General features: G+C 69.5%; 16 protein-coding genes. 1 reads left to right on the top strand and 15 read right to left on the bottom strand.

The window, feature by feature from the left end:
- Positions 1-31: 31 nt before the first annotated feature.
- The 12 genes from G3I71_RS13040 to G3I71_RS12985 all read right to left on the bottom strand — a co-directional run bounded on the left by G3I71_RS13040 (position 32) and on the right by G3I71_RS12985 (position 16508).
- Positions 32-1429, bottom strand: a complete 1398-nt coding sequence (locus G3I71_RS13040; protein WP_164314183.1) for an aspartate aminotransferase family protein — start codon at positions 1427-1429, stop codon at positions 32-34.
- Positions 1426-2850: a methylaspartate mutase gene (locus tag G3I71_RS13035; RefSeq protein WP_164314182.1), complete on the bottom strand. Its 1425-nt coding sequence runs from the start codon at positions 2848-2850 to the stop codon at positions 1426-1428. The genes G3I71_RS13040 and G3I71_RS13035 overlap by 4 nt, the downstream gene beginning before the upstream one ends.
- Positions 2843-3295, bottom strand: a complete 453-nt coding sequence (locus G3I71_RS13030; protein WP_164314180.1) for a cobalamin-dependent protein — start codon at positions 3293-3295, stop codon at positions 2843-2845. Before G3I71_RS13030 ends, G3I71_RS13035 begins: the two co-directional genes overlap by 8 nt.
- 55 nt (positions 3296-3350) lie before the next feature.
- Positions 3351-4568, bottom strand: a complete 1218-nt coding sequence (locus tag G3I71_RS13025; RefSeq protein WP_203730082.1) for a fatty acid desaturase — start codon at positions 4566-4568, stop codon at positions 3351-3353.
- Positions 4569-4626: 58 nt separating this feature from the next.
- On the bottom strand, positions 4627-6147 hold the full coding sequence (locus G3I71_RS13020) for a pyridoxal-dependent decarboxylase (RefSeq protein ID WP_203730080.1): 1521 nt from the start codon (positions 6145-6147) through the stop codon (positions 4627-4629).
- Between the two features lie 123 nt (positions 6148-6270).
- Entirely contained in the window at positions 6271-7575 is a 1305-nt protein-coding gene (locus G3I71_RS13015; protein WP_164314179.1) for an MFS transporter, read from the bottom strand.
- Positions 7572-10205, bottom strand: coding sequence for an ATP-grasp domain-containing protein (locus G3I71_RS13010; RefSeq protein WP_164314177.1), 2634 nt, complete (start codon positions 10203-10205; stop codon positions 7572-7574). Before G3I71_RS13010 ends, G3I71_RS13015 begins: the two co-directional genes overlap by 4 nt.
- Before the next feature lie 7 nt (positions 10206-10212).
- Positions 10213-11526 carry an acetyl-CoA carboxylase biotin carboxylase subunit family protein gene (locus tag G3I71_RS13005; protein ID WP_164314175.1) on the bottom strand — a complete coding sequence of 438 codons (1314 nt, stop codon included), beginning with the start codon at positions 11524-11526 and terminating at the stop codon, positions 10213-10215.
- Positions 11523-13886: a carbamoyltransferase HypF gene (hypF, locus tag G3I71_RS13000; protein WP_164314173.1), complete on the bottom strand. Its 2364-nt coding sequence runs from the start codon at positions 13884-13886 to the stop codon at positions 11523-11525. Before hypF ends, G3I71_RS13005 begins: the two co-directional genes overlap by 4 nt.
- A gap of 31 nt (positions 13887-13917) precedes the next feature.
- Positions 13918-14943 carry a hydrogenase expression/formation protein HypE gene (hypE, locus tag G3I71_RS12995; RefSeq protein ID WP_164314171.1) on the bottom strand — a complete coding sequence of 342 codons (1026 nt, stop codon included), beginning with the start codon at positions 14941-14943 and terminating at the stop codon, positions 13918-13920.
- Positions 14944-15021: 78 nt separating this feature from the next.
- Positions 15022-15612: a cysteine hydrolase gene (locus G3I71_RS12990; RefSeq protein ID WP_164314169.1), complete on the bottom strand. Its 591-nt coding sequence runs from the start codon at positions 15610-15612 to the stop codon at positions 15022-15024.
- Positions 15613-15893: 281 nt separating this feature from the next.
- Complete coding sequence (locus G3I71_RS12985) at positions 15894-16508, bottom strand: transposase (RefSeq protein WP_343242949.1); 615 nt, start codon at positions 16506-16508, stop codon at positions 15894-15896.
- Positions 16509-17133: 625 nt separating this feature from the next.
- Between G3I71_RS12985 and G3I71_RS12980 the strand changes: the two genes are divergently transcribed.
- Positions 17134-18816 carry a serine/threonine-protein kinase gene (locus G3I71_RS12980; RefSeq protein WP_164314167.1) on the top strand — a complete coding sequence of 561 codons (1683 nt, stop codon included), beginning with the start codon at positions 17134-17136 and terminating at the stop codon, positions 18814-18816.
- 89 nt (positions 18817-18905) lie between these two features.
- Here the strand turns inward: G3I71_RS12980 and G3I71_RS12975 are convergent, their stop codons facing one another.
- The 3 genes from G3I71_RS12975 to G3I71_RS12965 form a co-directional block, all read right to left on the bottom strand.
- A complete protein-coding gene (locus G3I71_RS12975; protein WP_164314165.1) occupies positions 18906-19478 on the bottom strand; it encodes a Fic family protein in 573 nt (190 codons plus the stop codon).
- On the bottom strand, positions 19475-19825 hold the full coding sequence (locus G3I71_RS12970) for a type II toxin-antitoxin system Phd/YefM family antitoxin (protein ID WP_164314163.1): 351 nt from the start codon (positions 19823-19825) through the stop codon (positions 19475-19477). The genes G3I71_RS12975 and G3I71_RS12970 overlap by 4 nt, the downstream gene beginning before the upstream one ends.
- A 489-nt stretch (positions 19826-20314) precedes the next feature.
- Positions 20315-23491, bottom strand: coding sequence for a tetratricopeptide repeat protein (locus tag G3I71_RS12965; RefSeq protein ID WP_164314162.1), 3177 nt, complete (start codon positions 23489-23491; stop codon positions 20315-20317).
- Positions 23492-23694: the final 203 nt, after the last annotated feature.

Here is a 23694-nt window from a genome sequence, read left to right as displayed (position 1 = left end):
CCCGTAGGCCCCACCGTTGCCGTCAGTGGTGTCAGCCGACGTACTTGTCCGCGGCGGCGAGCGCCTCGTCAAGGATGGCAAGACCCTCGCGGGCCTCCTCGTCGGTGGTGTTGCACGGCGGGACGATGTGGATGCGGTTGAAGTTGTACACGGGCCACAGGCCGCGTTCTTTGCAGGCGGCGACGACTTCGTCCACTGGGCGGGTCAGGTCGCCGCCGGCGGCGTAGGGCACGAGCATCTCTCGGGTGTCGCGGTCGCGGACGAGTTCGACCGCCCAGAACACGCCCAGGCCGCGGACCTCGCCGACCGACGGGTGGCGGTCGGCGATCGCCCGCAGGCCGGGGCCGATGATGTCCTCGCCGATGCGCGTGGCGTTCTCGTTGATTCCCTCCTCCTTCATCGCGGTGATGGTGGCCACGGCCGCGGCGCAGGCCAGCGGGTGGCCGGAGTAGGTGAGGCCGCCGGGGTAGGCCACGTCACGGAAGGTTTCGTGGACGGCGTCGGAGAGGATCACGCCGCCGAGCGGTACGTACCCGGAGTTGACGCCCTTGGCGAAGGTGATGAGGTCGGGGGTGACGCCCCAGTGGTCGACGGCGAACCACTCGCCCGTGCGGCCGAAGCCGGACATCACCTCGTCGGCGATGTAGAGGATGCCGTGCCGGTCGCACAGGTCGCGCACGCCCTGGAGGTAACCGGCCGGGGGTATGAGGATGCCGGCCGTGCCGACGACGGTCTCCAGCACGATCGCGGCGATCGTCGAGGGCCCTTCGAACATGATGACCTGTTCGAGGTGGGCCAGCGCGCGTGTGCTTTCCTCGGCCTCGGTGGTCGCGTGGAAGTGCGAACGGTAGAGGTAGGGGCCGAAGAAGTGGGCGATGTTGCCCGAGGCACTGCCGGAGTGCTCGTTGGCCCAGCGGCGCGGGTCGCCGGTCAGGCTGATCGCTGTCGAGGTACCGCCGTGGTACGAGCGGTAGGCCGACAGGATCTTGGGACGGCCGGTGTGCATGCGGGCCATCCGCACCGCGTGCTCGTTGGCCTCGGCGCCGCCGTTGGTGAAGAAGACCCGGTTGAGGCCCTCGGGCGCCACCTCGGCGATCAGCTTGGCCGCCTCGCCGCGCTTGTCGTTGGCGAAAGTCGAAGCGATCATGCAGATCTTGTCGGCCTGCTCCTTGATCGCCGCGACGACCTTGGGGTGCGCGTGCCCGATGTTCAGGTTGATGAACTGGGAGGAGAAGTCGAGGTAGCGCTTCCCCGAGTAGTCCCAGAAGTACCGCCCCGAGGCGCCCGCGACCGGGAGGGGGTTCACGCTGCCCTGGGCGGCCCAGGAGTGGAAGAGGTGGGCGCGGTCGTCCGCGACGACGCGGGCTCCCTTCTCCGGGTCAGGCACCAGAGGGGACGACGGCGTGGGGGGCAGGTTTTCGGTGGTCATTCAGAACCTCGATCGGGGCTCGGGGAGGACGGGGCGTAGCGCGAGCGGTCGGGAAGCGACGCGCTTTCTTTGTCGAGGAAGTAGTGGATGTCGGCGGTGGCCGCTTCGATCCGGGTGCGGGGCCGAGTGCCCGGGGGCTCCCGGAGCAGGTCGGCCTGGCGGCGCAGCACCGCCCCGGAGAACGGAAGGTCCCCGCTGTCGCCGTATCGGACGGCGCCGGTGCGGTCGCGTCGGGGGATCACCTGGGAGCGGGCGTGGATGCTGGCGCTGAAGGGGATGTCCAGGCGGCCGGCGCGGAACGCCGAGTCGATGCTGTCGAACAGGTCACCGGTGGCGAGCACAGGCTCGATGATCTCGGCGACCTCGCGCTCGATCCAGTGCTGTTCCTCGGCCGCTCGGTCCTCGTCGATGCGGACGAAGTCGAGCAGGTGCGAGGCGCCCAGGGCCGCGGTGCGCAGCCCGTGGGCGTTGGCTTCGGCGTCGGGAATGCCATAGGCCTCCTGCACGGTCTTGTTGATCACCTTGGTCGCGCCGCCGAGCCGAGCCGTCAGGCCGCCGTGGAGGATCAGCAGGGCGGCGAACTCGGGGGTGGCGGGGAAGACCCCCATGAACTCGTGCAGCACCGGGTAGACCTCGACGGCCGTGCCGAGGTAGCGGCGGGCCAGGGTCCGCACGGAGCGCAGGGCGGCGACGTCCTGGTGCACCTCGCCGCCCTGCGGGTAGGCGATCGACAGGCAGCTGACGCCTTCTCGGGCGGCGGCGACGCCTTCCAGCAGCGTCATGGCGAGGCTGACCGAAGGGGGGACGAGCACGGCCGTGAGAGTGCCGAACAGCTCCCGGTCGATGACCAGCCCGGACGCGGCGAGGGTGCCGCACAGGGCGTCCACCTGCTGCCAGGCCCGCAGGGAGTGGGCCAGTGGCACGTTCTTGGAGTACGGCAGGTTGTAGCCGATGCCGCCGCCCTCGAACGAGGTGATGCCAGCCGCGAGCGTTACCGCGAACAGGTCACGGCCGTCGGGTGAGCCGTGCCGGACCTCCAGGGGGACCGCGACGGCCTCGCCCAGTTCCCGGCCCCGTTGCCAGCCGTGCGCGATCAGCGGATACCCGTTGAGGTCCGCCGGACTGTCGCGCATGAGGTCCCGCGCTGTGGCGAAGTTCCGCAGCCGGGTGTGCGAGTCGATGGTGACCGAGAGGATGTCCGGCCCGGCGGGCTCCAGCGCACGCAGCAGCGCCAGCATCGGTTCGTGCCCGCCGACTCCGCAGCGCGGCTGGACGGCCGGACGACCTGCCGCGTCGGCGGCGCGCAGTACGTTGACGACGAAGGGTCGCCGGGGCTCTGTGAGATACGCCAGGATGTCGGACCAGCCGGGCAGATCGGCGGCGATCTGTGGATCCAGTTCGAGGCCGTTCAGTTCAGCCATTCTGCAACTCGGCCACCATCGTCGCGCGGAGCGCGTGGAGCTGGTCGAGCAGCAGTACGAGTTCGCCAGCGTCGCTGAGTAGGTGGTCGACGCCCAGATCGTACAGCCGCTGCCGGTCGGCGTCGCTCTTGTGGCTTCCGACGGAGAGGTTGCCGCCCACCACCACGGGGCAGTTGAGGCGGCCGGCGGCGCGCAGTTCGGGCAGCGCCTTGAGGTCCTGGTGTGCGTGGCCGTTGAGCGTGCCGATCAGGACGGCTTCGGCCTGCGGGTACCGGTCCGCGGCGTCGGCGAAGTCGCTCAGCGGGGTGCAGACACCGAGGTTGATCACGGTGAAGCCGTGGTCCTGGAGCTGCATGGTGATGAGGTGGTTGGCGACGGCGTGCGAGTCGCTCTCGGCCACGCCCAGGACGACCAGGCGTTCGCTCGGCCCGGGAAGCGTGTTCATCGGCGTTCTTTCTGTGGAGTGTGGGTGGGCACGGGACGGGGCAGGACGCGGGGGGTCAGTCGTCGAAGGCCATGAACAGCTGACGGTGATTCACCTCGGCGAGCCGGTCGCGGTGGTACTCGTCGGGGTCGGCGGCCCGCAGTGAGTCGAAGACGAGGTCGATCGCGGCGACCATCCCCCACACCTCGTGGTAGGCGGGCCAGCCCGGGCTGCCACGGCGGTGGTCGTCCTCGCGGGCGAAGAGGTAGTTCGCCCAGTTCTTGTTCATGGGATGCCGGTGGTGGAAGTCGTGGACCACCGTGTCACCGGTGAGGATCAGGTACCGGGTGGGGAAGTGGATCAGCAGCATCCGGGCCCACCAGCGCACCCAGGCCACGTACCGGCGCGTGGGCGGAAGGCCGGGCGAGGGGGCGGCCTCGCCGATGAAGATGGCGTTGGTGAGGCTCGCGAAGTACTCCTTGCCCCGTCGGTCGGTCTGTTCCGGGCTGGGGAAGGTGTGCTTGACGCACAGCCGGAAGACATTGCTCATCTGGAAGAAGACCGTCATGGGCAGCACCCAGGCCACCCCCAGGAAGACCCACACCTGCAGCCAGGTGGCCAATACCACCATCACGACGAGGCCCGCCGTGGCCCCCACCCGCCAGGGGGTGCTCGCGAAGGCGTAGAACGAGCGGAACCGGGCCGTCAGGAATCGGGCGTGGAACCAGGGGGAGAAGGTTTTCCCCAGAACCTGCCGCCACATCTGACGGCGGGTCATGCCGGGTCGCAGTTCCAGACTCACCAGGAACGCCTGGACCGTGGGGTCGCGGCGGGTCATGTGGTGCAGGGCGTGGTGGTCGCCGACGTGCTCGGCGCTGTACCTCCCGAAGTCCTGGACCAGCAGGACGGCGGCGAGCACCCGGCCCAGGGTGGCGTCCGGTCCGCGCCGTCGCCACATGTTCTGGTGAGCGCACTGGTGGTAGATCATCATCCGTAGGTTCCGGGCTCCGTGCAGGGTCATCGCCCACCCCGGCAGCAGCAGGACCAGCAACCAGCCGGCCGTCCTCAGCGCGGCCCCGCTGAGGGCCATCCCGGTGGCGACCGAGACGACGGCGTTCACCAGGTGCCGGGTGGGGGTGTAGTGGACCGGCCGCTGCCCGGCGTGCGGCCGGCCGGTCAGCAACGTGAGCGGTACGGCAAACGCACGCGGTAGCACCCGCATGGATTCGCGCACGCTGTCCGGCGCGCCGGGGCCGCTGTCAAGGCAGGGGCGCGGGTCATTCACCTCGGGCATCGCCGCTCTCTCTCCGCTGAACTTCGAGCCGAACCGGGAAACAAGTGGGCGGGGCCGCTCAGGAACCGAGCGCTTCTGCTTCCTGGGCGGCGGCCACGGCCAGCAACTCGTCAAGGACCGTGTCGATCTGCTCGGTGGTGGTCTCCGGGTTCAGCAACATCAGCTTGAGGAAGACCCGGCTGCCGCCGTCCTCCCCGGCGATGTGCGTACGGGCGATCAGAGCGCGCCCCTGCTCCATGACCCGGCGGCGCAGGGCGCCGTTGAAGGCATCGGCGTCCAGGTCGCCTGCCGGGAGGTAGCGGAACAGCACGGCGGTGAGCGGTGGTTCGGTGCCCAGTTCCAGGCGCGGCTCGGCCGCGATCCGAGACGCGGTGTGCCGGGCGAGGTCGTGGCAGGTGTCCACCATGGCGCCCATGGCCTTGCTGCCGAGCGTGCGCATGGTGACCGCGATCTTGAGGGCGTCCGCCCGCCGCGTGGTCTGCAGCGAGGTGTTCTGCAGACCGATGAACCCGGCGCAGGTGTCGTCGTCGGCACTCAGGCAGGTGGTGGGCTGCAGACCGAACGAGAGCATGGTCTCGGCCCTGCGGACCAGCAGGACGGCGGAAGAGGCCGGGGCCCAGCCGAACTTGTGCAGGTCGACAGTGATCGAGTCGGCCTCGGCGAGTCCGTCGAGCATGCCACGCAGCCGGGGGGAGAACAGCGCCCCGGCTCCGTAGGCCGCGTCAGCGTGCAGCCACACGCCGTGCCGGCGGGCTATCGCGGCCAGGGCAGGGAGTGGGTCCACGATGCCGAGGTCGGTGGAGCCTGCGACGGCCACGATCGCGACCGCGAGCTGGTGGCCGGGGAGCTCGGTGAGTACCCGGTCGGCCTCCTCGGGGATCATCCGGCCGTCCTTGTCCACCGGGATGGTGAGGATGTGCTCCTCGCCCAGACCCAGCAGGCGCACCGCGCGTTCGACGGAGAAGTGCACGCCTTCGGGGCACAGCACCACCGGCTGGACATCGAGTTTGCGCAGGCCCCCGTGGAAGGGGTATTCACCGGTCTTCTCGGCCAGGGTGGTGTCGCGGGCCATGGTCATCGCCATGAGGTTGGACACGCTCCCGCCGGGGGTGAGCGCGCCACCGGCCTCGGTGGCGTCGTAGCCCACCAGCTCGGCCAGCTGGGCGATGAGCCAGCGGTCCAGCTCAAGCGCGAAGGGGCCGCTCTCCCAGGCGTGCAGGGATTGGTTGAGGATGGCGGTCACCAGTTCCGCTGTGGCGGCCACATCGGCGGGCGGGGGCTGCATCCGGGCCAGAGCGGCCGGGTGGGTGACGTCCACCGACCACTGGGCGTAAGGGCGGATCAGCTCCGCCAGCACGGTGGCGGGGTCGCCGCCGTCCTCCGGCAGCAGCGGCTCGGCCAGCGCCCGCCGGGCAGCGGCCCTGGCGCCTTCGGGACCACCGGGCGCCACCGGGCCCAGGCGCGCCGCGGACACCTCCTGGAGGATGTCCAGGGCGGTGTTCACCAGCGTCCGGACGCTCTCCAGGCCTGCGGCGGTCCCGGCGGGCTGGTACAGCGGGTCGGGCACGGTCGTGGTCACGAATGATCTCCTACGGGATGGGACGGGCGACAGAAGTCACGGGCGACCGCCACGGCGACCAGCGAGGGCGAGCAAGTACGACGACGGGTGCGAGGAACGACGCGGGCAAGCAGGGGCGTCCGGCTACTCGGGCGGCCCGGCGCCGGGCCGCGACCCCGAGGCGGCGGCCGGCTCCTGCGGCGGCCCCGCCGGAAAGTCCTTCAGCCTCGCGACGGGGGAGAACACCACCCACAGCAGCGCGAACAGGAACCCGAACGCCGTGACGTACAGCGTGGGCCGCAGCCCGATCACGTCACCCAGGTACCCGCCGATCAGTGCACCGAGCGGCAGCGGGCCCCAGGCGATGAACCGGCATCCGGCGTTGACCCGGCCGAGCAGATGATCCGGAGTGATGACCTGGCGCAGGCTCACCACATGGATGGTCGACATCGTCGACCCGATCCCGCAGCACGCGAACGCGAGGACGTACATGCCGTACGACACCAGGCCCCTGCCCGGCGCGAGCGGGACCAGCAGCGGCGCCGCACAGCACAGCACCAGCTCGGCGATGACCGCCCGGCCCAGGCCCAGCCGCTGCTTGAGCCAGCCGGCGCCGACCGCGCCCACCAGGGAGCCGACGGCGCCGACGCCCAGGATCAGACCGATGGTCGCCGGCCCCATGTCCAGCTCCCGGGCGGCGTACAGCACGAACACCGTCTGCAGCGACATCCAGCACAGGTTGTACGTCCCGGCCTCCAGGGCGATGGCCCGGACCGAGGCGTTGCGGAAGACCATCCGCAGGCCCTCCGCGATGCTGCGCCCGGTGGACACACGCTGCTCGGACACGGCGGGGGCGGGCTCGGGACGGCGGATCGTGAGCAGTCCGGCGACGGAGACCACGTACGAGAACGCGTTGGCCAGCAGCGCGACCGGGGCCGTGAGCCAGCCCACCAGCAGCCCGGCGAGGCCGGGGCCGCCGATCTGGGCGATGGAACTGGTCGCCTGGAGCTTGCTGTTGCCCTCGATCAGCTGCTCGCGCTTGATCAGTGAGGGCAGGTACGACTGGTAGGAGACGTCGAACAGCACCGTCAGCACACCGATGAGCAACGCCGTCACGTACAGGTAGCCGATGCTCAGCACATCGAGCGCGGCGCACAGCGGCACGCTGCCCACCAAGAGGCCGCGCCCGATGTTGCTCCAGATCATCAGAGGCAGACGTCGGCGCCGGTCGACCCAGACCCCGATGAACAGCGTGGCGCCGAGGAACGGCGCGAAGCTCGCCGCGTTGAGCAGGCCCAGCTGGGTCGAGGAGGCCTCGAACTGGTAGACCGCTGCCAAGGGCAGCGCCAACTGGGTGACCTGCGCGCCCATCTGGGAGACGGATTCGCCGGACCACAGCTTCAGGAACTCCCGGTCGCGCCACAGACCGCCGAACCGAGGGGATGTCACGCCCGGACCTCCGCCGCGCCCGAGCTGTCGGCCGTGGCGTCGGCCACGTGGTAGCAGCAGCCGATCTGCGCGCCGTTGGACATGCTGACGATGCCGACCCCGGAATCGGGGGTGCCGCGCACCAGCATGCCGGCGTAGTCGCCGCCGACCATCAGCACGCCGTAGGCGACGACCATCCGCTCGAATCCGAGGCCGTCCTCGGCAACGAACCGCTCGGCTACCGGCAGCACCCGTTCCTGGACCACGTACGGGCCGCCGACCGCGCCGCGGATGTGCGACTCCCACTCCTCCTGGCCCACCGACCAGCCGGGGACGACGCCGACCCCGCCGTACAGCAGGGTGGGCTTGAGCGCGAGCCGGTCCTTGTGCGCCAAGACGTACGGCACCAGATCGACGCTTTCGCCCTCGCGCTGCACGGACTCGTCGCGTAGGAAGCGGGTCCACGGCAGGATCCGGTCGATCAGCTGGTGCTCGGCGGGGCTGAAGGCACCGCGGTTGCGCTCGTCACTGAGCATGGCGAGGGAGCCCTTGTTGCCGTACAACTCACAGTCGAGGCCGGCGAACAGGAAGGTATGGCCCTTGCTCACAGCGTCCAGCAGCGGGTCGACCAGGTCGTAGCTGCGCTGCTCGTCCGCCATCTCGCCCGGCAGGAAGATCCGGTAGACCACGTCCACCTTGCGGCCGTGGATGTACGGCACCCCGTCGCGGTAGTCGAACTCCGCGAGGCTGCACACCACGGTGTCGAAGCCGTGCCGCAGCCAGTCGGGCACGACGAAGTCCAGCCAGGGCTTGGTGTAGTCGTAGCCGTCGGGCCACTCGGTCAGGGCGAGCACCGGACGGGCCGGGAGCGTGAAGCCCGCATCGGCGGCTTCGGTGCGCAGTACGTCGGTGATGCGTCCGATCGGATCCGGGTGGACCAGTCCCTCGGCGTCGGTGAAGGCACGGAAGGCCTTGTTGCCGGCGGCAGGCCGGGAGAACTCGCCCATCTGCCAGCCGCCGAGAGAACTGCCGGTGTTGAGTTCCATCAGCTTGAAGCCGCCGGGCTCGCGGTACATGTCGGCCCGGGACATCGCGGGCATGCGCAGGCCCGCGCCGCGCATCACCAGGTCGATCTGTGTGGGCGTCATGCCGACGGCCTCCGCGAACGCCCGGCGGTCGCCGCCGAAGAGGCGGACGGGGATGGTGGTGAGCAGCTCGAACAGCCCGTTGAGGTCGGCTTCCAGGCTCTGCCGGTCGGCGGTCGCCAGGAACACCGGGCGGTTCAGCGCCTTTCCGCCGCCCGCCCCGTAGCTGTTCCAGTCGTTGCGCAGCTCGGGGACGACCATGTTCTCCAGGCCGTTGTCCAGCGCCAGGTAGCGGCGGGTGATGGGGTTTTCCATCAGCGCGCCCAGACCGTCCAGCGCGGACCCGGTCAGCACGGGGCGCACCTCGGCCTCCGCCCGGTCCAGCGCGGTGGTGCAGCCCGCCGCGTCGTCGCAGACGGCGATCAGCGCCGCGGTCCGAGGGGTGAGGGCCTGCGGCGGCAGCAGCAGTTCGTCGCCCGGGTCTGCCAGTACGACGACCTCGGCTACTCCCGGGACCTCGGCCGCGTCGCCCAGGTCCAGCCGCTCCAGCACCCCGTCGTGCGGCGGGTAGAGGAAGCGGACCTCGGCCCACCGGTCGCGGGCCGCGGTGAGGTCGGGGCGTCGGCCCGAAGCCAGCGCGGCTCCGGCCAGGGTCAGGTCGATCCCGGTGGCCAGGGTCCCCAGGTGGGGGATGAGGTCGCCGCCGAGGCGGCCGTTGAGCTCGATCAGCCGGCAGCCGGTGGGCGTCAGGCGGATCTCGGTGTGGGTGAGGCCCAGGTCGACGCCGAGCGCCCGGTGGGCCGCCGTGACCAGTTCCTCGACCTCCGCGGCCCAGGGCTCCTGGCGCCACGGGCCGACGAGGTGACCGACCTCTTCGAAGGCCGGGTCGAAGCCGAGCCGCTTGCGGGCGACGAAGACCAGCTCGGCCTTCCCGTCGACCACACAGCTGTCCACGCTGATCTCAGGACCCTGCAGGTATTCCTCGATCAGGACGCCGGACGCGGTACGGATCCCGGCGAACGTCGTTGCGGCGACCGCCGCGTAGGCGGCCGGGAGGCCGGCGGCCTCCCGCACCACGGTGACGCCCATGCTGCCGGCCAGCGAACGAGGCTTGAGTACCACCGGGTAGCCGATCTCGGCGGCGGCGGCCGAGGCCTCCTCGGCGGAGTGTGTCAGGCGGTGCCGTACACCCGGCAGGCCGGCCTGGTCAAGGAGGCTCCGGGTCGTGTACTTGTCGCGGCACGCGGTGGCCGCCCGTAGGGAAAGATGCCGCAGGCCCAGCTGCTCGGCCACCTCGGCCGTGGCGATCAGCGACAGCTCGTCCCAGGTGAACAGCCCCGCCCCGGCCGGTATCTCGTCCAGGAGCTCCTCGACGGCGACACGCAGGGCGTCGGCGTCGGTGGTGTCGGCGATCCGATACGTCGAGACGTAGGGCTTCTCCCAGGTGATCTCCTGGGAGGTCACCAGAGCGATCTCGTACTCTCCGGCGAGCGAGGCCATCGCATACTCGCGGTAGGCCTTCAACCGGCTTCCCACCACTATGAGACGGTTTTTGGGCTCTCGCATCGGATGCTCACACTTCTTTCGATGGTTGTGGTAATCGGACCGGCAGGGCTTCGCAGCGCATACGGAAGCCCTGCGCGGTCTTCTCGATCGCGGCCTCGACCTCGCGGCTGGACGCACCGCGAAACCGGAAGCGGGCGGCGACGTGCTCGTAGCCGCCCGTCCGCGGAATGACGGCGCCCGGCTCCGGCACCACATGGGCGTACGGGTTCCCGCCCGAGTCGGCTGAGCCCGGGGGGAGGGTCACCTCGACGACACGGCAGGGCGTCGGCACGGGTACCGGTACGAGCAGCCAGCCGGCGGTCCCGCCCGCGCGGTCGGCCCCCGCGGGGTCGTCGGACCCAGGGGGATCGACGGGCACGGCGGGCACGGTCGGTGGGCGGTTCAGCTGGATGTCCACCGCCGCGGCCATCAGGTCGAGGCCGTGGACCTCCCGCCAGACGAAGGGGATCTCGCCGCCGCCCACCCGGGCGCCCGCCTCCAGGAAGGTGAGCCGGGGCGCACCATCCGGGCCGGTCCCCACGAACGCCTCCAGGTGGAAGACCCAGGGCCGTCCCTCCCCGAGTGCCGCGGCCACCGAGGCGGTGAACTGCTCCAGAGAGGAGCGCAGTTCGCAATCATCGACCTCCACCGAGCCGAGGAACGTCCCCTCGGTGAAATCCCGACAGCTGTTGACGTAGCGCGACGCCCGCCAGGGGCCCAGCTGCGTGCCGGTCCACAGGCCGTCGATGTGGAACACCGGGTCGGCGACGAAGGACTGGACGATACAGGGCTCCGCAGGCGCCTCGCCGAAAGCGGGGTCATCCGGATCGGCCGGGCCGCGCACCACCATGACGCCACGGCTCGCGGTGCCGCGCCGCGGTTTGACCACCACCGGCCAGCCGTGGCGTTCGCCGAACCTCCGGATGGACTCCGGGCCATCGACGTCGGCGTAGCGGGGGACTCGAATTCCGGCCTTGTCCACCACGGTGACCATGGCGAGCTTGTCCCGGAACCGGGCCAGTTCCTCGGTGTTCTGCCCGGGCAGGCCGAACGAGGCGCGCAGCGCGGCGGCCGTGTCGAGGTCGCCCTCGTTGAGCGCCACCAGATGCCGGACCGGCCCGAACCGCTCGACCAGCTCCGCCATCGCCGCGTCGGTCCCGGTCAGCGAGTCGGTGGCGGGGACGATGACAACGGCGGCGGCGCCAGCCGGGACGGAGACCCGACCCAGCTCCGTCGTCACGTAGCTGACCCGGTACGCGTCGTGGTCGATGTAGTCGGCGTAGTGGGCGTGCCGGTCGCGCCAGCGGTGCAGCACGACGATGTGCCCGAGTGGCTCCGTCATCGGACCATCCCGGTGGTCTCCGGTGCCAGCTGGGCGTTGGCCACCATGATCTGTCCCAGGGCGATGCCCCCGTCATTGGTGGGCACCTGCTGCTGGCAGTACGTGTCGAAGCCCGCCGCGCGCAGTTCCACGAGGCAGTTGACGAGCAGGAACTCGTTGAGGAAGACGCCCCCGGAGAGCACCGCCTGCTCGATCGCCGCCTCGCCTTCCTCCGTGCGTACCGCCCGGCAGCGTTCGACGACCATGTCGACGACCCCGGAGTGGAAGCGCCGGCTGACGGTGGCGGTGTCGACGCCCGCCGCGAGGTCGGCGGCGATGCTCCGCACCACGGGCCGCGGGTCGATCTCGGGGACACCCGCAGGGGTCGTGCACCCGAACCGGTAACGCTCCGCCGGGGCGGCCATGGACAGGTCCCGGGCGAGCAGACCCTCCAGCTCGATCGGGCCCTGAGCCTCGTACTCGGCATGGGTGGTGACGTCCAGCAGCGCCGCGACGGCGTCGAACAACCGTCCCATGCTGGACGCCAGGGGTGCGTTGATGCCGCGTTGCGCCATGGCCGCGAAGACATGTCGCTGCCGCGCGTCGAACCTGTCCAGCACCGGGAAGGCGCTGCCTGCGGCATCGGCGTCACCGAAGGTGTCCAGGGCCAGGGCGAAGCCCGTCCTGATCGGCTCCTGCACCGCGCGGTCCCCGCCCAGCAGCGGCACGGTACGTAAGGAGGCGACCCGTCGGACCTCGCGGTACGTGCCCAGCAGGAACTCCCCGCCCCAGGTCGTGCCGTCCTCGCCGTATCCCGCTCCGTCGAAGATCACCCCGAGGGTGGTGCCGGTCAGTCGGTTCTCGGCCATACATGAGGCCATGTGCGCGTGGTGGTGCTGCACCTGGACCACCCGGCCGAACTCGCCGCCCTCTTCCCTGAGTGCCAGCCGGGTGGCCCGGAACTGCGGGTGCAGGTCCACCGCCGCGTGTCGAGGCGTCAGTTGGTGGAGGTCGGCGAGGTGTCGGGCGGTCTGCTGGTGCGACTCCCACGTCTCGTCGTTCTTCAGGTCGCCGATGTGCTGGCTGAGATAGACCCGGCTGCCGCTGGAGAGCGCCACTGTGGTCTTCAGCTCCGCGCCGTAGGCCACCAGGGGGGCCAGTTCGATGCCCACCTCGACCGGGTACGGTGCATAGCCGCGCGCCCGACGCAGGAAACTGACGACCGGCTCGTCGAGTGCGGGATGCGCCGAGTGCCGCACCAGCGAGTCGTCGACCCGGGTCTCGATGTCACGGTCGTTGTAGAGCACCAGGTCGGCGATCCGGAAGAGCTGGTCCAGCGCCTCCTCGTTGCGGTACGCGATCGGGTAGCCGGAGATGTTCCCGCTGGTCATCACGAGCGCGCTGAGCTCGCCGCCCTCCATCAGCAGGTGGTGGTGGGGTGCGGAGGGCAGCATGACCCCGAGGTTGGGGTTGCGCGGGGCGATGGCCTCCGGCAGGGCGCCGGTCCGTTTGCGGATCAGGACGATCGGGCGGGACGAGGAACTGAGCAGGGCGGCCTCGGCCGGGCTGAACTCCGCGAACCCGGTGACAGTGTCCAGATCGCGGGCCATCACGGCGAACGGCTTGGAGTCCCGCCGCTTACCCGCCCGCAGCCGGTCGATCGCCTCGGCGTTGCGTGCGTCGACGGCCAGGTGGAAGCCGCCCACGCTTTTGACGGCGACGACGCGCCCCCCGGCCAGCGCCTGGACGGCGGCGGCCAAAGCCTCCTCGCCCCGCCGCACGTCCCCGGCCGCGTTCGCGAGCAGCAGCTCGGGCCCGCAGTCCTGGCAAGCGTTGGGCTGGGCGTGGTAGCGCCGATCCAGCGGGTCCCCGTACTCCCCGGCACACGGCGGGCACATGGTGAAGGCCGCCATGGTGGTCTGTGCCCGGTCGTACGGCAGGGCGCGCACGATCGAGTAACGCGGCCCGCAGTTGGTGCAGTTGATGAACGGGTAGTGGTAGCGACGGTCCGCCGGGTCGCGCAGTTCGGCGAGGCAGTCCCCGCAGACGTGACCGTCGGCGGGGACGATCGCGCTCCTGCTGCCGGTGTGCACGCTCTCCCGTATGAGGAAGCCCTCCGGCTCGGTCTCCGACAGCGGCAGCTCCTCGACCCGCACGGCGATGACGCGGGCCTGCGGCGGCGCCTGCTCGCTCAGCTCCACGGCAAAGGCGTCGAGGACCCCGGCCGGCCCGGTGATCTCGATCAACACGCCTTCCGGGTCGTTGAGGACCCAGCCCGTCAACTGCCGTGCCAGGGCCGCTTTGTAGACGAAGGGCCGGTAGCCGACGCCTTGGACCACACCGGTGACCCGGATACTCCGGCGGGCCGTAGCGCCTGCCATGTCGTGTGTCTCTTCCACGGTCCGCACCGGGTCAGCAGAGCCGGGGAAGCTCGGCGCCCGCGAGCTCCTCGACCACGGAGTCACGGCCGTCCGCGTCCCGCAGGAGCACCTGGGCCTTGGCCTGCTCGGTGACCTCACCGATGGTCACCGCGCCGACGCCGTAGCGGTGCGAGCGCAGCGCGTCCAGCACCTCCTGCTCGGCCGACGGGTCGACGAACAGGCAGACGCACCCCTCGTTGGCGGAGTGGATCGGGTTGATCCCGAGCATGTCCATCGCCATGACGGTCTCGAACTGGATGGGGAGGGAGGCCTGATCGATCTGGATGGTGCGCCCGACCGCCTCCGAGTACTCCTGCAGCACCGCCGCCAGCCCGCCCCGGGTGACGTCGCGCACAGAGTGCACTTCGCCCTCAGCGACGCTCGCGAACAGGGCGTCGAGCATGCCGTTCACCGGCGCGCAGTCGCTGAGCACCCGCTGCTCGAACCCCAGACCCTCACGGATCGACAGCAGGTGCACCGTGTGGTTGCCGATCGGGCCGCTGAGGATGACCCGGTCGCCCGGCTTGACGTTGCGCATCCGCAGCGGGGTGCGCTCGAACACCCCGACGCCCGCGGTGTTGAGGTATATCTGGTCCGCCTCACCCTTGCGCACCACCTTGGTGTCACCGCACACGATCTGGACGCCGGCCTCCCGGGCCGTCTCCCGTATCGAGGTGAGGACCCGCACCAGGCGGGCGATCGGCAGACCCGTCTCCAGGATCATGCCGAGCGTGAGGTACAGGGGCTTGGAGCCGACCACGGCGAGGTCGTTGACCGTTCCGCAGACCGCGATCTTGCCGATGTCCCCGTTGCCGAAGAAGGGCGGGTCGACGACGAACGAGTCGGTGGTCATGGCGATCTGCCCGCCCGTGATGGGGAGCATGGCGCTGTCCTCCATCTCGCCGATGTAGACATCGCCGAGCGTTTCCACGATGAGCGAGACCAGCTCGTGGCTGAGCTGGGTGCCGCTTCCGTGGTCGAGAACGATTTCGCCGAGGTCGGCTTCCAAGGTGGTCATCCGGTGTCCCTTCGGGTCATGCCGGTCGGGGGTGTGCGAGCCCGGACGCGAGCCGCGCAGCGAGTGGAACAGAAGGGACTACGGGAGGATCTTGACGACCTTGCGGGGCAACTCGCCCTGTGCGTCCAGGGTTTCGAGGATCTCGGCCGAGGTGGCGACCGTGGCGCAGTACCCGCGCAGCCACTCCAGGGACCGGTCGCGGGCCTCGGGGTCACCGGACACCACGCAGTCGGAGGGAACCCAGATGTTGTAGCCGCGGAAGAACGCGTCCGCGGCCGTGGTCTGGACGCAGATCTGGGTCTGCAGGCCGGTCACCACCACGGTGTCGACACCGGCTTTCTGGAGCAGATCGTGCAGTTCGGTCTCGTAGAAGCCGCTGTCCTTGTTCTTCTCCACGACCACGTCGCCCGGGGCGGTGAAGTCCTGCAGGATGGCGCCTCCGGCGCTGCCGCGCTGCAGGGGCAGAGTGCCGTCGAGGTCGCGCTCCACGTTGGGGTCGTCCGGTAGGTTCACCAACTGCAGGTGGTAGACCACGTGTCCGCGCTGACGCATGTCGTCCAGGAACTTCACGAACTGAGGCTGCGCCTCGGCCATCGCGGCGGTGCGCTCGGGGGTCTTGTGGACGACGTCGGCCTGCAGGTCGTTGGTGAGTAACGCGATGTTGCCCATGTGATCCCCTCGGGATGTTCGAAGCGCGGTGGAGCCAGCGGTATGTGGTGGCGCGCGAGTGCCTGGGCTGAAGTCGCCCGGGATGGTGGTGCGGTGCGGTGATGCGTGAGGTGTTGATCTGGCGGTGACAGCCCAGGACGGGGCACCGCAGACACTGCTGACGGAAGGGACAACCCTCAACGGCATGCGCCGCGAGGGACGTTATGCAGCCCGAGGCGGAGTGTCGGAGATCCTCATGGCGCACTGACTTTGGCACACGTGGCGAGAACACGTCAAGATCATCACATTGTGAAGATTGTGCGGCCGGTATGTGTGGGCGTCGGAGGTTTGAGGCCGACGAGCCCCTCGGCCTCAAACCGAAAAGGTGCGTATCTCGTGCGGGTGATTCGTGGGGTTCGGTATGCCTGGGGTCGGCGCCGACTTTCTGGCTTCGGCGGTGAGCCGCCCGCTGTCGGAGTGGTGCGGGCCACTTCTTCCAGGACGGCGCGGACGGCCTCGGTGACCGGTTCCAGCCGGGTCAGGTCGCGCACCGCGGCCAGGGCGTGGGCGGAGTCGGTGCGCTGCGTGGTGCGTTCTCGCACGAGACCGGCCTCCTTGAGACGGGCCAGTACGAGGCTGCGGAGGCGGTCGGCGCGGTCGCCCTCGGCGAGACGGTCGCGGAAGTCGGCCGGCACGCTGTGGTGGAAGCCGGGATCGTCCAGCTCCAGGGCCATGGCGTACCTGAAGTCGATGCGGCAGCGGACCGCTTCCGCGGCCTGACGGTCCGACAGGCCGAGCAGGAATTGCAGCACGCGGACAGCCGCCGGCCGGGCGGGCGACAGACCCGGACGACCGTCACGCGAATACCAGTTGGCGAAGTCCTCGTCGCACCACAGCCCGTCGAGGCGATCTCTCACCCACATCGCCGTGGTCCCGCCCGGGTTGCTCGCCCGCGCGATCCGCGCGGTCAGAGACGGGACTTGCTCACCGGAACGAGCACGGAGCGACAACAGACACCTCGGCAACTGCATCGGCCTGCGAAACAGCCCCGAGCATGCCCGCTGATCAAGTCGGCGCACCGGGAAACTCCAAGATCCCCGGCAGAGTCAGGATGAGAAGTCCCAGAGGGCGATACCAGCCGCCGGATGCCAGCAAACATACAGGTCAGAGCGTGATCGCTCCCTGAGTGGGACTCTATCCGGCGTACGGCCCGGCTCGTCTGCCGCCAAAGGACCCTGACCGGCGAACATGCTGGACAGGGTCCTTTTTGTCTGATCAGGGGACGTGGTTGGACCCACTCCGTACCTGTTCATACCGGACCGCGCGCCTACGTACATGCTGGACGGTCCCAGAGCGGGGTGACGCATCTTTACGAGGGGTCTTCCCACGCGGTTCGGCGCGACAACGCGGAGCGATCGGCTCAGCATGGAAAGAGGCGGGATCCTCGGCCGCATGACGGCGGAAGTGAGGAGCTATGAAGATGCGTACATCTTCCGCACGGTGCCCACGCCTGCCCGATCACGGCTCGGGTTCCGGAACACCATGAGTGCCCCCGAAGGACGGCTGCTGGCCGGCCGGTATCTCCTCGTCGAGCAGCTCGGACGTGGCGGGATGGGCACTGTGTGGCGGGCTCAGGATCAGGTGCTCAGCCGTGAGGTGGCGGTGAAGGAGCTGACGGTCAGCGGCCTGCCGCGCGAAGAGCTCGCGGTGCTGCACGCTCGCATGGAGCAGGAGGCGCGGGCTGCGGCGCGCGTCAAGCACCCGGGGGTCGTCACCGTTTTCGATGTGCTCGAAGAGGACGGTCAACCGTGGATCGTGATGGAGCTGATCGACGGCCAGTCACTCGCCGACGTCATCGCCACGGAGGGGACACTGCTGCCACGAGACGCGGCCCGGCTCGGAGCGCAGTTGCTGGCAGCGCTGGACCGGGCGCATCAACTGGGGGTCCTCCACCGGGACGTCAAACCCGCCAACGTGCTGCTTGAGCGCGGTGGTCGGGTGGTGCTCACAGATTTCGGCATCGCGGTGATGGGGGGCTCCAGCGGCCTGACCCGCACCGGCGACGTCGTCGGTTCGCCGGACTATCTCGCCCCGGAGCGTGCCACGGGACACCGTCCGGGCCCGGAGTCCGATCTGTGGTCGCTCGGCGTGACGCTGTACGCCGCGGTGGAGGGCCAGTCACCGTTCCGCCGCGCCACGACGATGAGCACCTTGCAGGCGGTGGTCGCCGAGGAGCTTCCGGAACCCCGGCACGCGGGCCCGCTGGCCCCTGTCATAGAAGCGCTGCTTCGTAAGGACCCGAATGAGCGCGCGACGGCTGAGCAGGCTCAGCGGATGCTGGGCGATGTGGCGGCGGGCCTGCCGGTGAGCGCGCCTGCGCCCGGGACGGAGGAGCACCCGCCCACGCAGCTGGCGTCGCCGACCCCCAGCACAGGCAGGGAGCGCTTCGCCCGGGAACCGACGCAGACGACACCGCCCACACCGGTGCCGGCATACGGCCTGGGCAACCGAACCGAGCCCGGCCCGGCGGCCTACGACGAGGACCGGGCGTCCACCCCGCCGACGGTACGGATATTCTCCGCCGACCACTACGCCCATCCCGGCGGCGCAGGCGACGGTCGGCCCGGGCGGCGCAAGTCGTTGCTGATCGCCGGGGCGGCCCTGGCGGTGGCACTGGTGGGCGGCGGCGCCGCGGCTGTGGTGATGACCAGCCACTCGGGGGGTACCCCGCAGTCCGCACCCGCCACCTCGTCCACACCCACTGCCTCGTCCGCACTCGCCACCTCGGAGAGCACAGTCACTTCGGAGAACACGGTCACTTCGCTGGCCACTGTCACCCGGACGGCCACACAAAGCCCTCCCACCAAGGCCGAGGAGCCCCCGGCACCGGCACAACCCACCCCCGCACCGACATCAGCCTCTCCGACCACCACCGCCGTCGCGCCTGCCCAACAGGTCGTCGAGAAGTACTTCGCAGCCATCAACGCCGGGGACTATCCACACGCATGGGACCTCGGCGCGAAGAACCTGGGCGGGACCTACGACTCCTTCGTCAAGGGCCTCTCCGACACCGTCTCGGATACGGTCACCATTGACTCCGTCTCAGGGGACACCGTGGCCATGCGACTCGACGCGTTGCAGACGGACGGGACACATCAGTTGTTCGCCGGTACGTACACCGTTCGCGACGGCGTGATCGTCTCGGCCGACGTCGAAGAGCAGTGACGTGATGGGCATGTGCCGCGATGCTCTCGCGTGCGTACGCAGCTTCTCCGGTAGCCCCGGGATGAGAGACTTCCGGGTCGACGACTCCGTCACCCCGCGAACGTGATGAGCTCGTCCAGTAGTCGTTCCGACAGGCTGTTGTCGCCGAGGAAGCTCTTCACCGAGGCGTCCTCGTTGAGTTGAGGGTCCAGGGTCGACCAGTTCAGGATGTAGCCCGCGTCGGCGCTGACCTGGGTCAGGAACGCCCGCTGGGTGCGGCCGTTGCCCTCGCGGAAGGGGTGGAGGACGTTCAAGTCGCCGTACAGTGCGGCAAGTCGGATGACGAATTCCTGCCGGGGGAGATCCCGTAGGTGGCCGGACGAGGCGAGGCGGCCGAAGACCTCTCCGGCGTAGGGCACCAGATTTCTTGCCGGGCAGAACGGTGTGCGCTTGGCGATGTTCACGGTGCGCAACTCGCCTGCCCAGGGATAGATGTCGCCGAAGATCGTGGCATGGAACGCCTGGAGATGGTCCAGGTCATACCTGCCTGGTAGGGGCCGTTCGGCGAGTAGGACGAGGCGCGCCCGGGTGATGTCCGCCTCCGCTGCCGCGAGCAGTTGATCGTCGGTGATACCGAGCTTGTTGCGCAGCACGCCGTTGGGCATGGCGTACGGATCGTTCACCCTGCTCGTCGCTCCGTGGTCTGTTGGTGGCGGGCAATCGCGCGGGCAACCAGGGTGTCCGCGTCGACGTCACCCTTTACGTACGCCTCGGTGTCGCGGTCGGAGGCCTCGGAGGCGTGGAGCCCTTCGGCCTCGATGGAGCCGGTGGCCGAGGCGACGGCCGTACGTCGTGCAGCCCGGCCGCTCAGTGCCTCGAAGGCCTCGACGGACAGGAGGACGGCCTGGGGCTTTCGATGGGCGCCGATCAGGACCGGGTCGGCATCGGCGCCGGACTCCGACAAGTCGGTCAGGATCCGCGACAGCCTGGTGCGCGCGTCGCTGACAGTCACGACCTCGGGGATCTGCATGCTGTCACCGTACCCATATAGAGTCTTGTTTCTGTACAGATTCTAGTACGGATTTTCGCTGTGTGGGCGGTTCGACGATGTCAGGGTGGTCCTGCTCGATGGAATCCGTGTGCGTCGCCGGGTCCTTGGCGTTCCCGTCGGACGAGGTCGCCCCGAGCGGGGTCGATGCCCAGGGGTAATGGCGAAGAGAAGGGCGGATTTTTAGCACATGTGAGCTAGTTTCGCAAATCATTTCCAGTCAGGCTTCTGAGCACGTAACTTCTGCGCGTACCGGTAGATCGTTTGGCGCCGGTCTTGTCAGAGAACTAGTGCTAGGAGCCACGTGAAGCGTTACACGCTGTGCGTCATTTCCCTCTCTGTCCTGCCTGTCACCCAGGTGGCGCTTGAGGTGCTCCGCTGGATGTGGGCGACACCGGTGTAGGCATCGTCGGTCGGGGCCTCGGCTGACCGAGGCCCGGAGGGTGGAAGTGCCGGCTCCTGGGGCGGGGCTCAGGAGCCGGTCGATCTGTGCCGTGTCAGGAACCGGAGAAGCTTCACCGCTTCCGTTTCCGCGCCCAGGCTCCGATAGAGAGCGACCGCCTGTTCGCCGTGATCGCCGTACTCCACGGCCCGTTCGACCGGACGATGGGACAGGGAAGCCGTCCGGGCGAGTCCCGCGAGCGCGTGTGCGGAGCCCATGGGGAAGTTGATGCGGCGAGCCACCTCAAGAGCCTGCTCGTAGCCCTTGGACGCGGTGTCGAGCCGTCCCGATTCCCGTTGGACGTCCGCCGCGCCGATCATCGCGCGCAGGGTCTCGAAGGGGTTGTCGATGGCGGTGGCGACCTGTTCGGCCATGGTGAGGTGCAGCAGGGCCTCGCCGCGGCGTCCTGACTCGGCGTAGGCCGTACCCATGCTGATCAGGACGTCGGCCTCCCCCAAGGCGTCGCCGCTGGCTCGGTGGGCGGCGAGCGCCCTCTTGAAGTAGGTGAGTGCCTGGTCCGTCTGGCCGACAGCTTGATGCACGGCCCCGAGGTTGGTGTCGAGAATCGCCAGGTCACAGCGCCCGCCGTGCTGCCGCATCAGGACCAGGGACCGTTCGTAGCAGTCACGGGCTTCGGCGTAGCGTTTCTGGAGGAAATGGAGTTCGCCGCGGTTGTTCAGAGCCTGCGCCAAGCCGTGCGGGTCGGACAGTTCTTCGTAGATCGCCCCCATCTGCTCCACCTTGTGGAGGGCCTCGGCGTACTGTCCCGCGTAGTGGAGGACCGCGCCCTCGACGTTGAGACAGTCGGCCTCGCCGGAGCGGTCGCCCACCTCGCGGTACAGCTTCAGTGACTGTTCCAGAACGCGTAACGCCGTGCCGCCGTGGCCCGCCGCGAGGTGGGCGCGGCCCGACTGGAACAGGGCGTCGGCACGGCCGTACGCGTCGTGCAGGTCCTCGTGGATGGCCAGGGCCTCGGTCGCGCAGCGCAGGGCCTCGCCGTGGTTTCGCTGGGCCAGTAGATCCGCGTGGTCCGTGAGGGTCCGGGCAAGTGCGGATCGGTCGCCGGATGCACGGAGAGCCGGTACGGCCGCGTCGAAGAGTTCGGCTGCGATGTCCCAAGCACCCCACAACTTGAGCGATCTCGCGAGGACACGCGGGAACAGCGCGGCGTACTCCGGGTGTTCGGCGGCGGCCGTGCGCGCGACCGCCATGAGATTGCCGCGTTCCACGGTCAGCCACGCCGACGCCTCGTCCGGCCCGGAGAGCGTCGGTGCGTGGCGGGATTCCTGGTCCGGGGGCAGAGGCATCGCGCGGCGATGAGGATGGGCAAGCCGGTCGGCCCGGTGCGCTGTGGTGACGTAGTGAGAGATGAGGCGGCCGGCCGCGGCATGCCGGGCCTTGTCCGAATCCGTGTGGACGCCGGCCTGCAGGGCGAAGGCGCGGGTCAGATCGTGTAGTCGGTAGCGTCCACGGACCGGTTCCTCCAGCAGGCTGGAGTCGAGCAGATCCTCCACGCATCGCTCCAGTAGCCCCGGCTCACTTCCGAAGTCCGGACCGGCCAGCGCCGCTGCCGCCCGGAGGGTGATGTCGGGGCCGCTGTGCAGGGCGAGGAGGCGGAACAGTTCTCGCACGGGACCGCTGAGTTCCGTGTATGAGCACTGGAAGACCGCGGTCATCAGGCCGTCGAACTCCTGCAGCGGGTCGCTCGCGTGTGTCAGGCGGTCGAGGAGGTGCTGCAGGTCCCACGATTCCCGGTGGCGGAAGCGGCTCGCCAGGATCTGGAGGGCCAAGGGGTGGCACGCACACGCGTCCACGATCTGCCTCAGGCCCCCGGGCTCGGTCGCCACCCTTGACGCACCGACGATCCGGGTGAAGAGCGCCGCAGCCTCCGTCCTGGACAGGGTGTCCACGAACAGGTCGGTGGCGCCGTCCAGTCCGGCCAGCCGGCTCCGGGTGGTCACCAGGACACGGCAGGTGGGGGAGCCGGGTAACAAGGGGCCGACCTGAGCGGCGTCCCGCACGTTGTCGAGGACCACGAGTGCGCGGCGGCGGGCAGTCCACTCGCGCCATCTGGTCGCTCGTTCGTCCAGCGTGGCCGGCAGCTCACCGGGCCATCCGGCCGAGTGCAGCAGGTTGGCCAGGGCGTCCGCCGGATCGAGCGGCTGCTGACCGCTGTAGCCGCGCATGTCCACGTAGAACTGGCCGGCCGGATAGGCCGTGGAGAGCTCGTGAGCGGCGCGCACCGCAAGGGACGTTTTGCCGATACCGGGCATCCCGTGGATCACGGTGACCGGTAGAGCGCTCGTCCTGCCGTGCTCGGCAGCGGATTCGTTGAGCAGGATGCGCAGTTCGCCGACCCGGCCGGTGAAGTCCCGGATGTCGCGCGGCAGGCAGTTGCGGGGCTCCGGAGACGGGGCGGAGACGGGGGGTTCGGCCGTTGTCCGCAGGAGGCCGCGATCCTGTTCGAGCATGCGGAGATGAAGCTGCTGGAGTTCCGCGGCCGGCTCGATGCCCTGGCTCTCGTGCAGTCGTGCGCGCGTGTTCCGATAGACGGCAAGTGCTTCGTCGTGACGGCCGGAACGGTACAGGACCAGCATCAGGGAGCCGATCACCTTTTGGGCGAAGGGACTCTGTGAGGCGAGCTCCTGGAGTTCGCCCACGAGGTCCGCGTGACGGCCCAACTCCATCTCCAGGCCGATCCGTTCCTCCCGCACTCGACGGTGGTCCTCGATCAGCCGGGCGCGTGCCGCCTGCGCCCAGGAACTGTCGGCGAACTCGGTCAGCGGCTCGCTGCGCCACAGGGTCTCCGCGGTACGCAACAGGCCGATGGCCAGCTCGTGTTCGCCCCGTGCTGCCGCTGCCACGGCGTCCGACCGCAGTCGTTGGAAGCGCAGCAGGTCGATGTCCTCAGGATCGGCGCGCAGTTGGTACAGCCGGGATGAAGGCCGCTCCACCCGCGCTCTGTCGTCGCCGACGGCCCGGCGCAGCCGTCCGCGGAGCCTGGAGAGGTAACTGTGCAGTGTGTCCACGGCAGTTGGAGGTGGGTCACCGTCCCAGACCCGGTCCATCAGCGCGTCCGCCGAGACGGGCTCCCCGCGCGCGTGGATCAGAACGGCCAGCACGCAGCGTTCTTTCAGTGATCCGAGTTCGTGCTGCTGCTGGTCGTGCCAGAGCTCAAGAGGTCCCAGAGCAAGAAGTTCCACCATCTCCCCCGACGGGTGTGCTTCTTCCCACGGCCTTCGGCATCGTTCGTATGTTCATGTGACATGCGTTCGCGCGACGTACGTTCGTGTGACTTGTACCACTGTTGTGGTAGTGCAGGATTCCTGCAAGCCCACCATCCAGCCTTCTGGGAATCCCCCTGACACGGCCGCGAAAAGTCGCGGCACGAAGGCCACGAAGGCCATGA

The organism is Streptomyces sp. SID12501 (genome assembly GCF_010550245.1).
In the GTDB taxonomy this organism is placed as follows: Bacteria; Actinomycetota; Actinomycetes; order Streptomycetales; family Streptomycetaceae; genus Streptomyces.
Note: the sequence above shows the minus strand (reverse complement) of the source record. Positions and strands in the feature narration are given on the sequence as shown.

Coding starts and splice junctions, on each gene's coding strand:
- G3I71_RS13040 (WP_164314183.1), bottom strand. CDS start 1,429: ATGACCACCGAAAACCTGCCCCCCACGCCGTCGTCCCCTCTGGTGCCT.
- G3I71_RS13035 (WP_164314182.1), bottom strand. CDS start 2,850: ATGGCTGAACTGAACGGCCTCGAACTGGATCCACAGATCGCCGCCGAT.
- G3I71_RS13030 (WP_164314180.1), bottom strand. CDS start 3,295: ATGAACACGCTTCCCGGGCCGAGCGAACGCCTGGTCGTCCTGGGCGTG.
- G3I71_RS13025 (WP_203730082.1), bottom strand. CDS start 4,568: ATGCCCGAGGTGAATGACCCGCGCCCCTGCCTTGACAGCGGCCCCGGC.
- G3I71_RS13010 (WP_164314177.1), bottom strand. CDS start 10,205: ATGCGAGAGCCCAAAAACCGTCTCATAGTGGTGGGAAGCCGGTTGAAG.
- G3I71_RS13005 (WP_164314175.1), bottom strand. CDS start 11,526: ATGACGGAGCCACTCGGGCACATCGTCGTGCTGCACCGCTGGCGCGAC.
- hypF (WP_164314173.1), bottom strand. CDS start 13,886: ATGGCAGGCGCTACGGCCCGCCGGAGTATCCGGGTCACCGGTGTGGTC.
- hypE (WP_164314171.1), bottom strand. CDS start 14,943: ATGACCACCTTGGAAGCCGACCTCGGCGAAATCGTTCTCGACCACGGA.
- G3I71_RS12990 (WP_164314169.1), bottom strand. CDS start 15,612: ATGGGCAACATCGCGTTACTCACCAACGACCTGCAGGCCGACGTCGTC.
- G3I71_RS12980 (WP_164314167.1), top strand. CDS start 17,134: ATGAGTGCCCCCGAAGGACGGCTGCTGGCCGGCCGGTATCTCCTCGTC.
- G3I71_RS12970 (WP_164314163.1), bottom strand. CDS start 19,825: ATGCAGATCCCCGAGGTCGTGACTGTCAGCGACGCGCGCACCAGGCTG.
- G3I71_RS12965 (WP_164314162.1), bottom strand. CDS start 23,491: ATGGTGGAACTTCTTGCTCTGGGACCTCTTGAGCTCTGGCACGACCAG.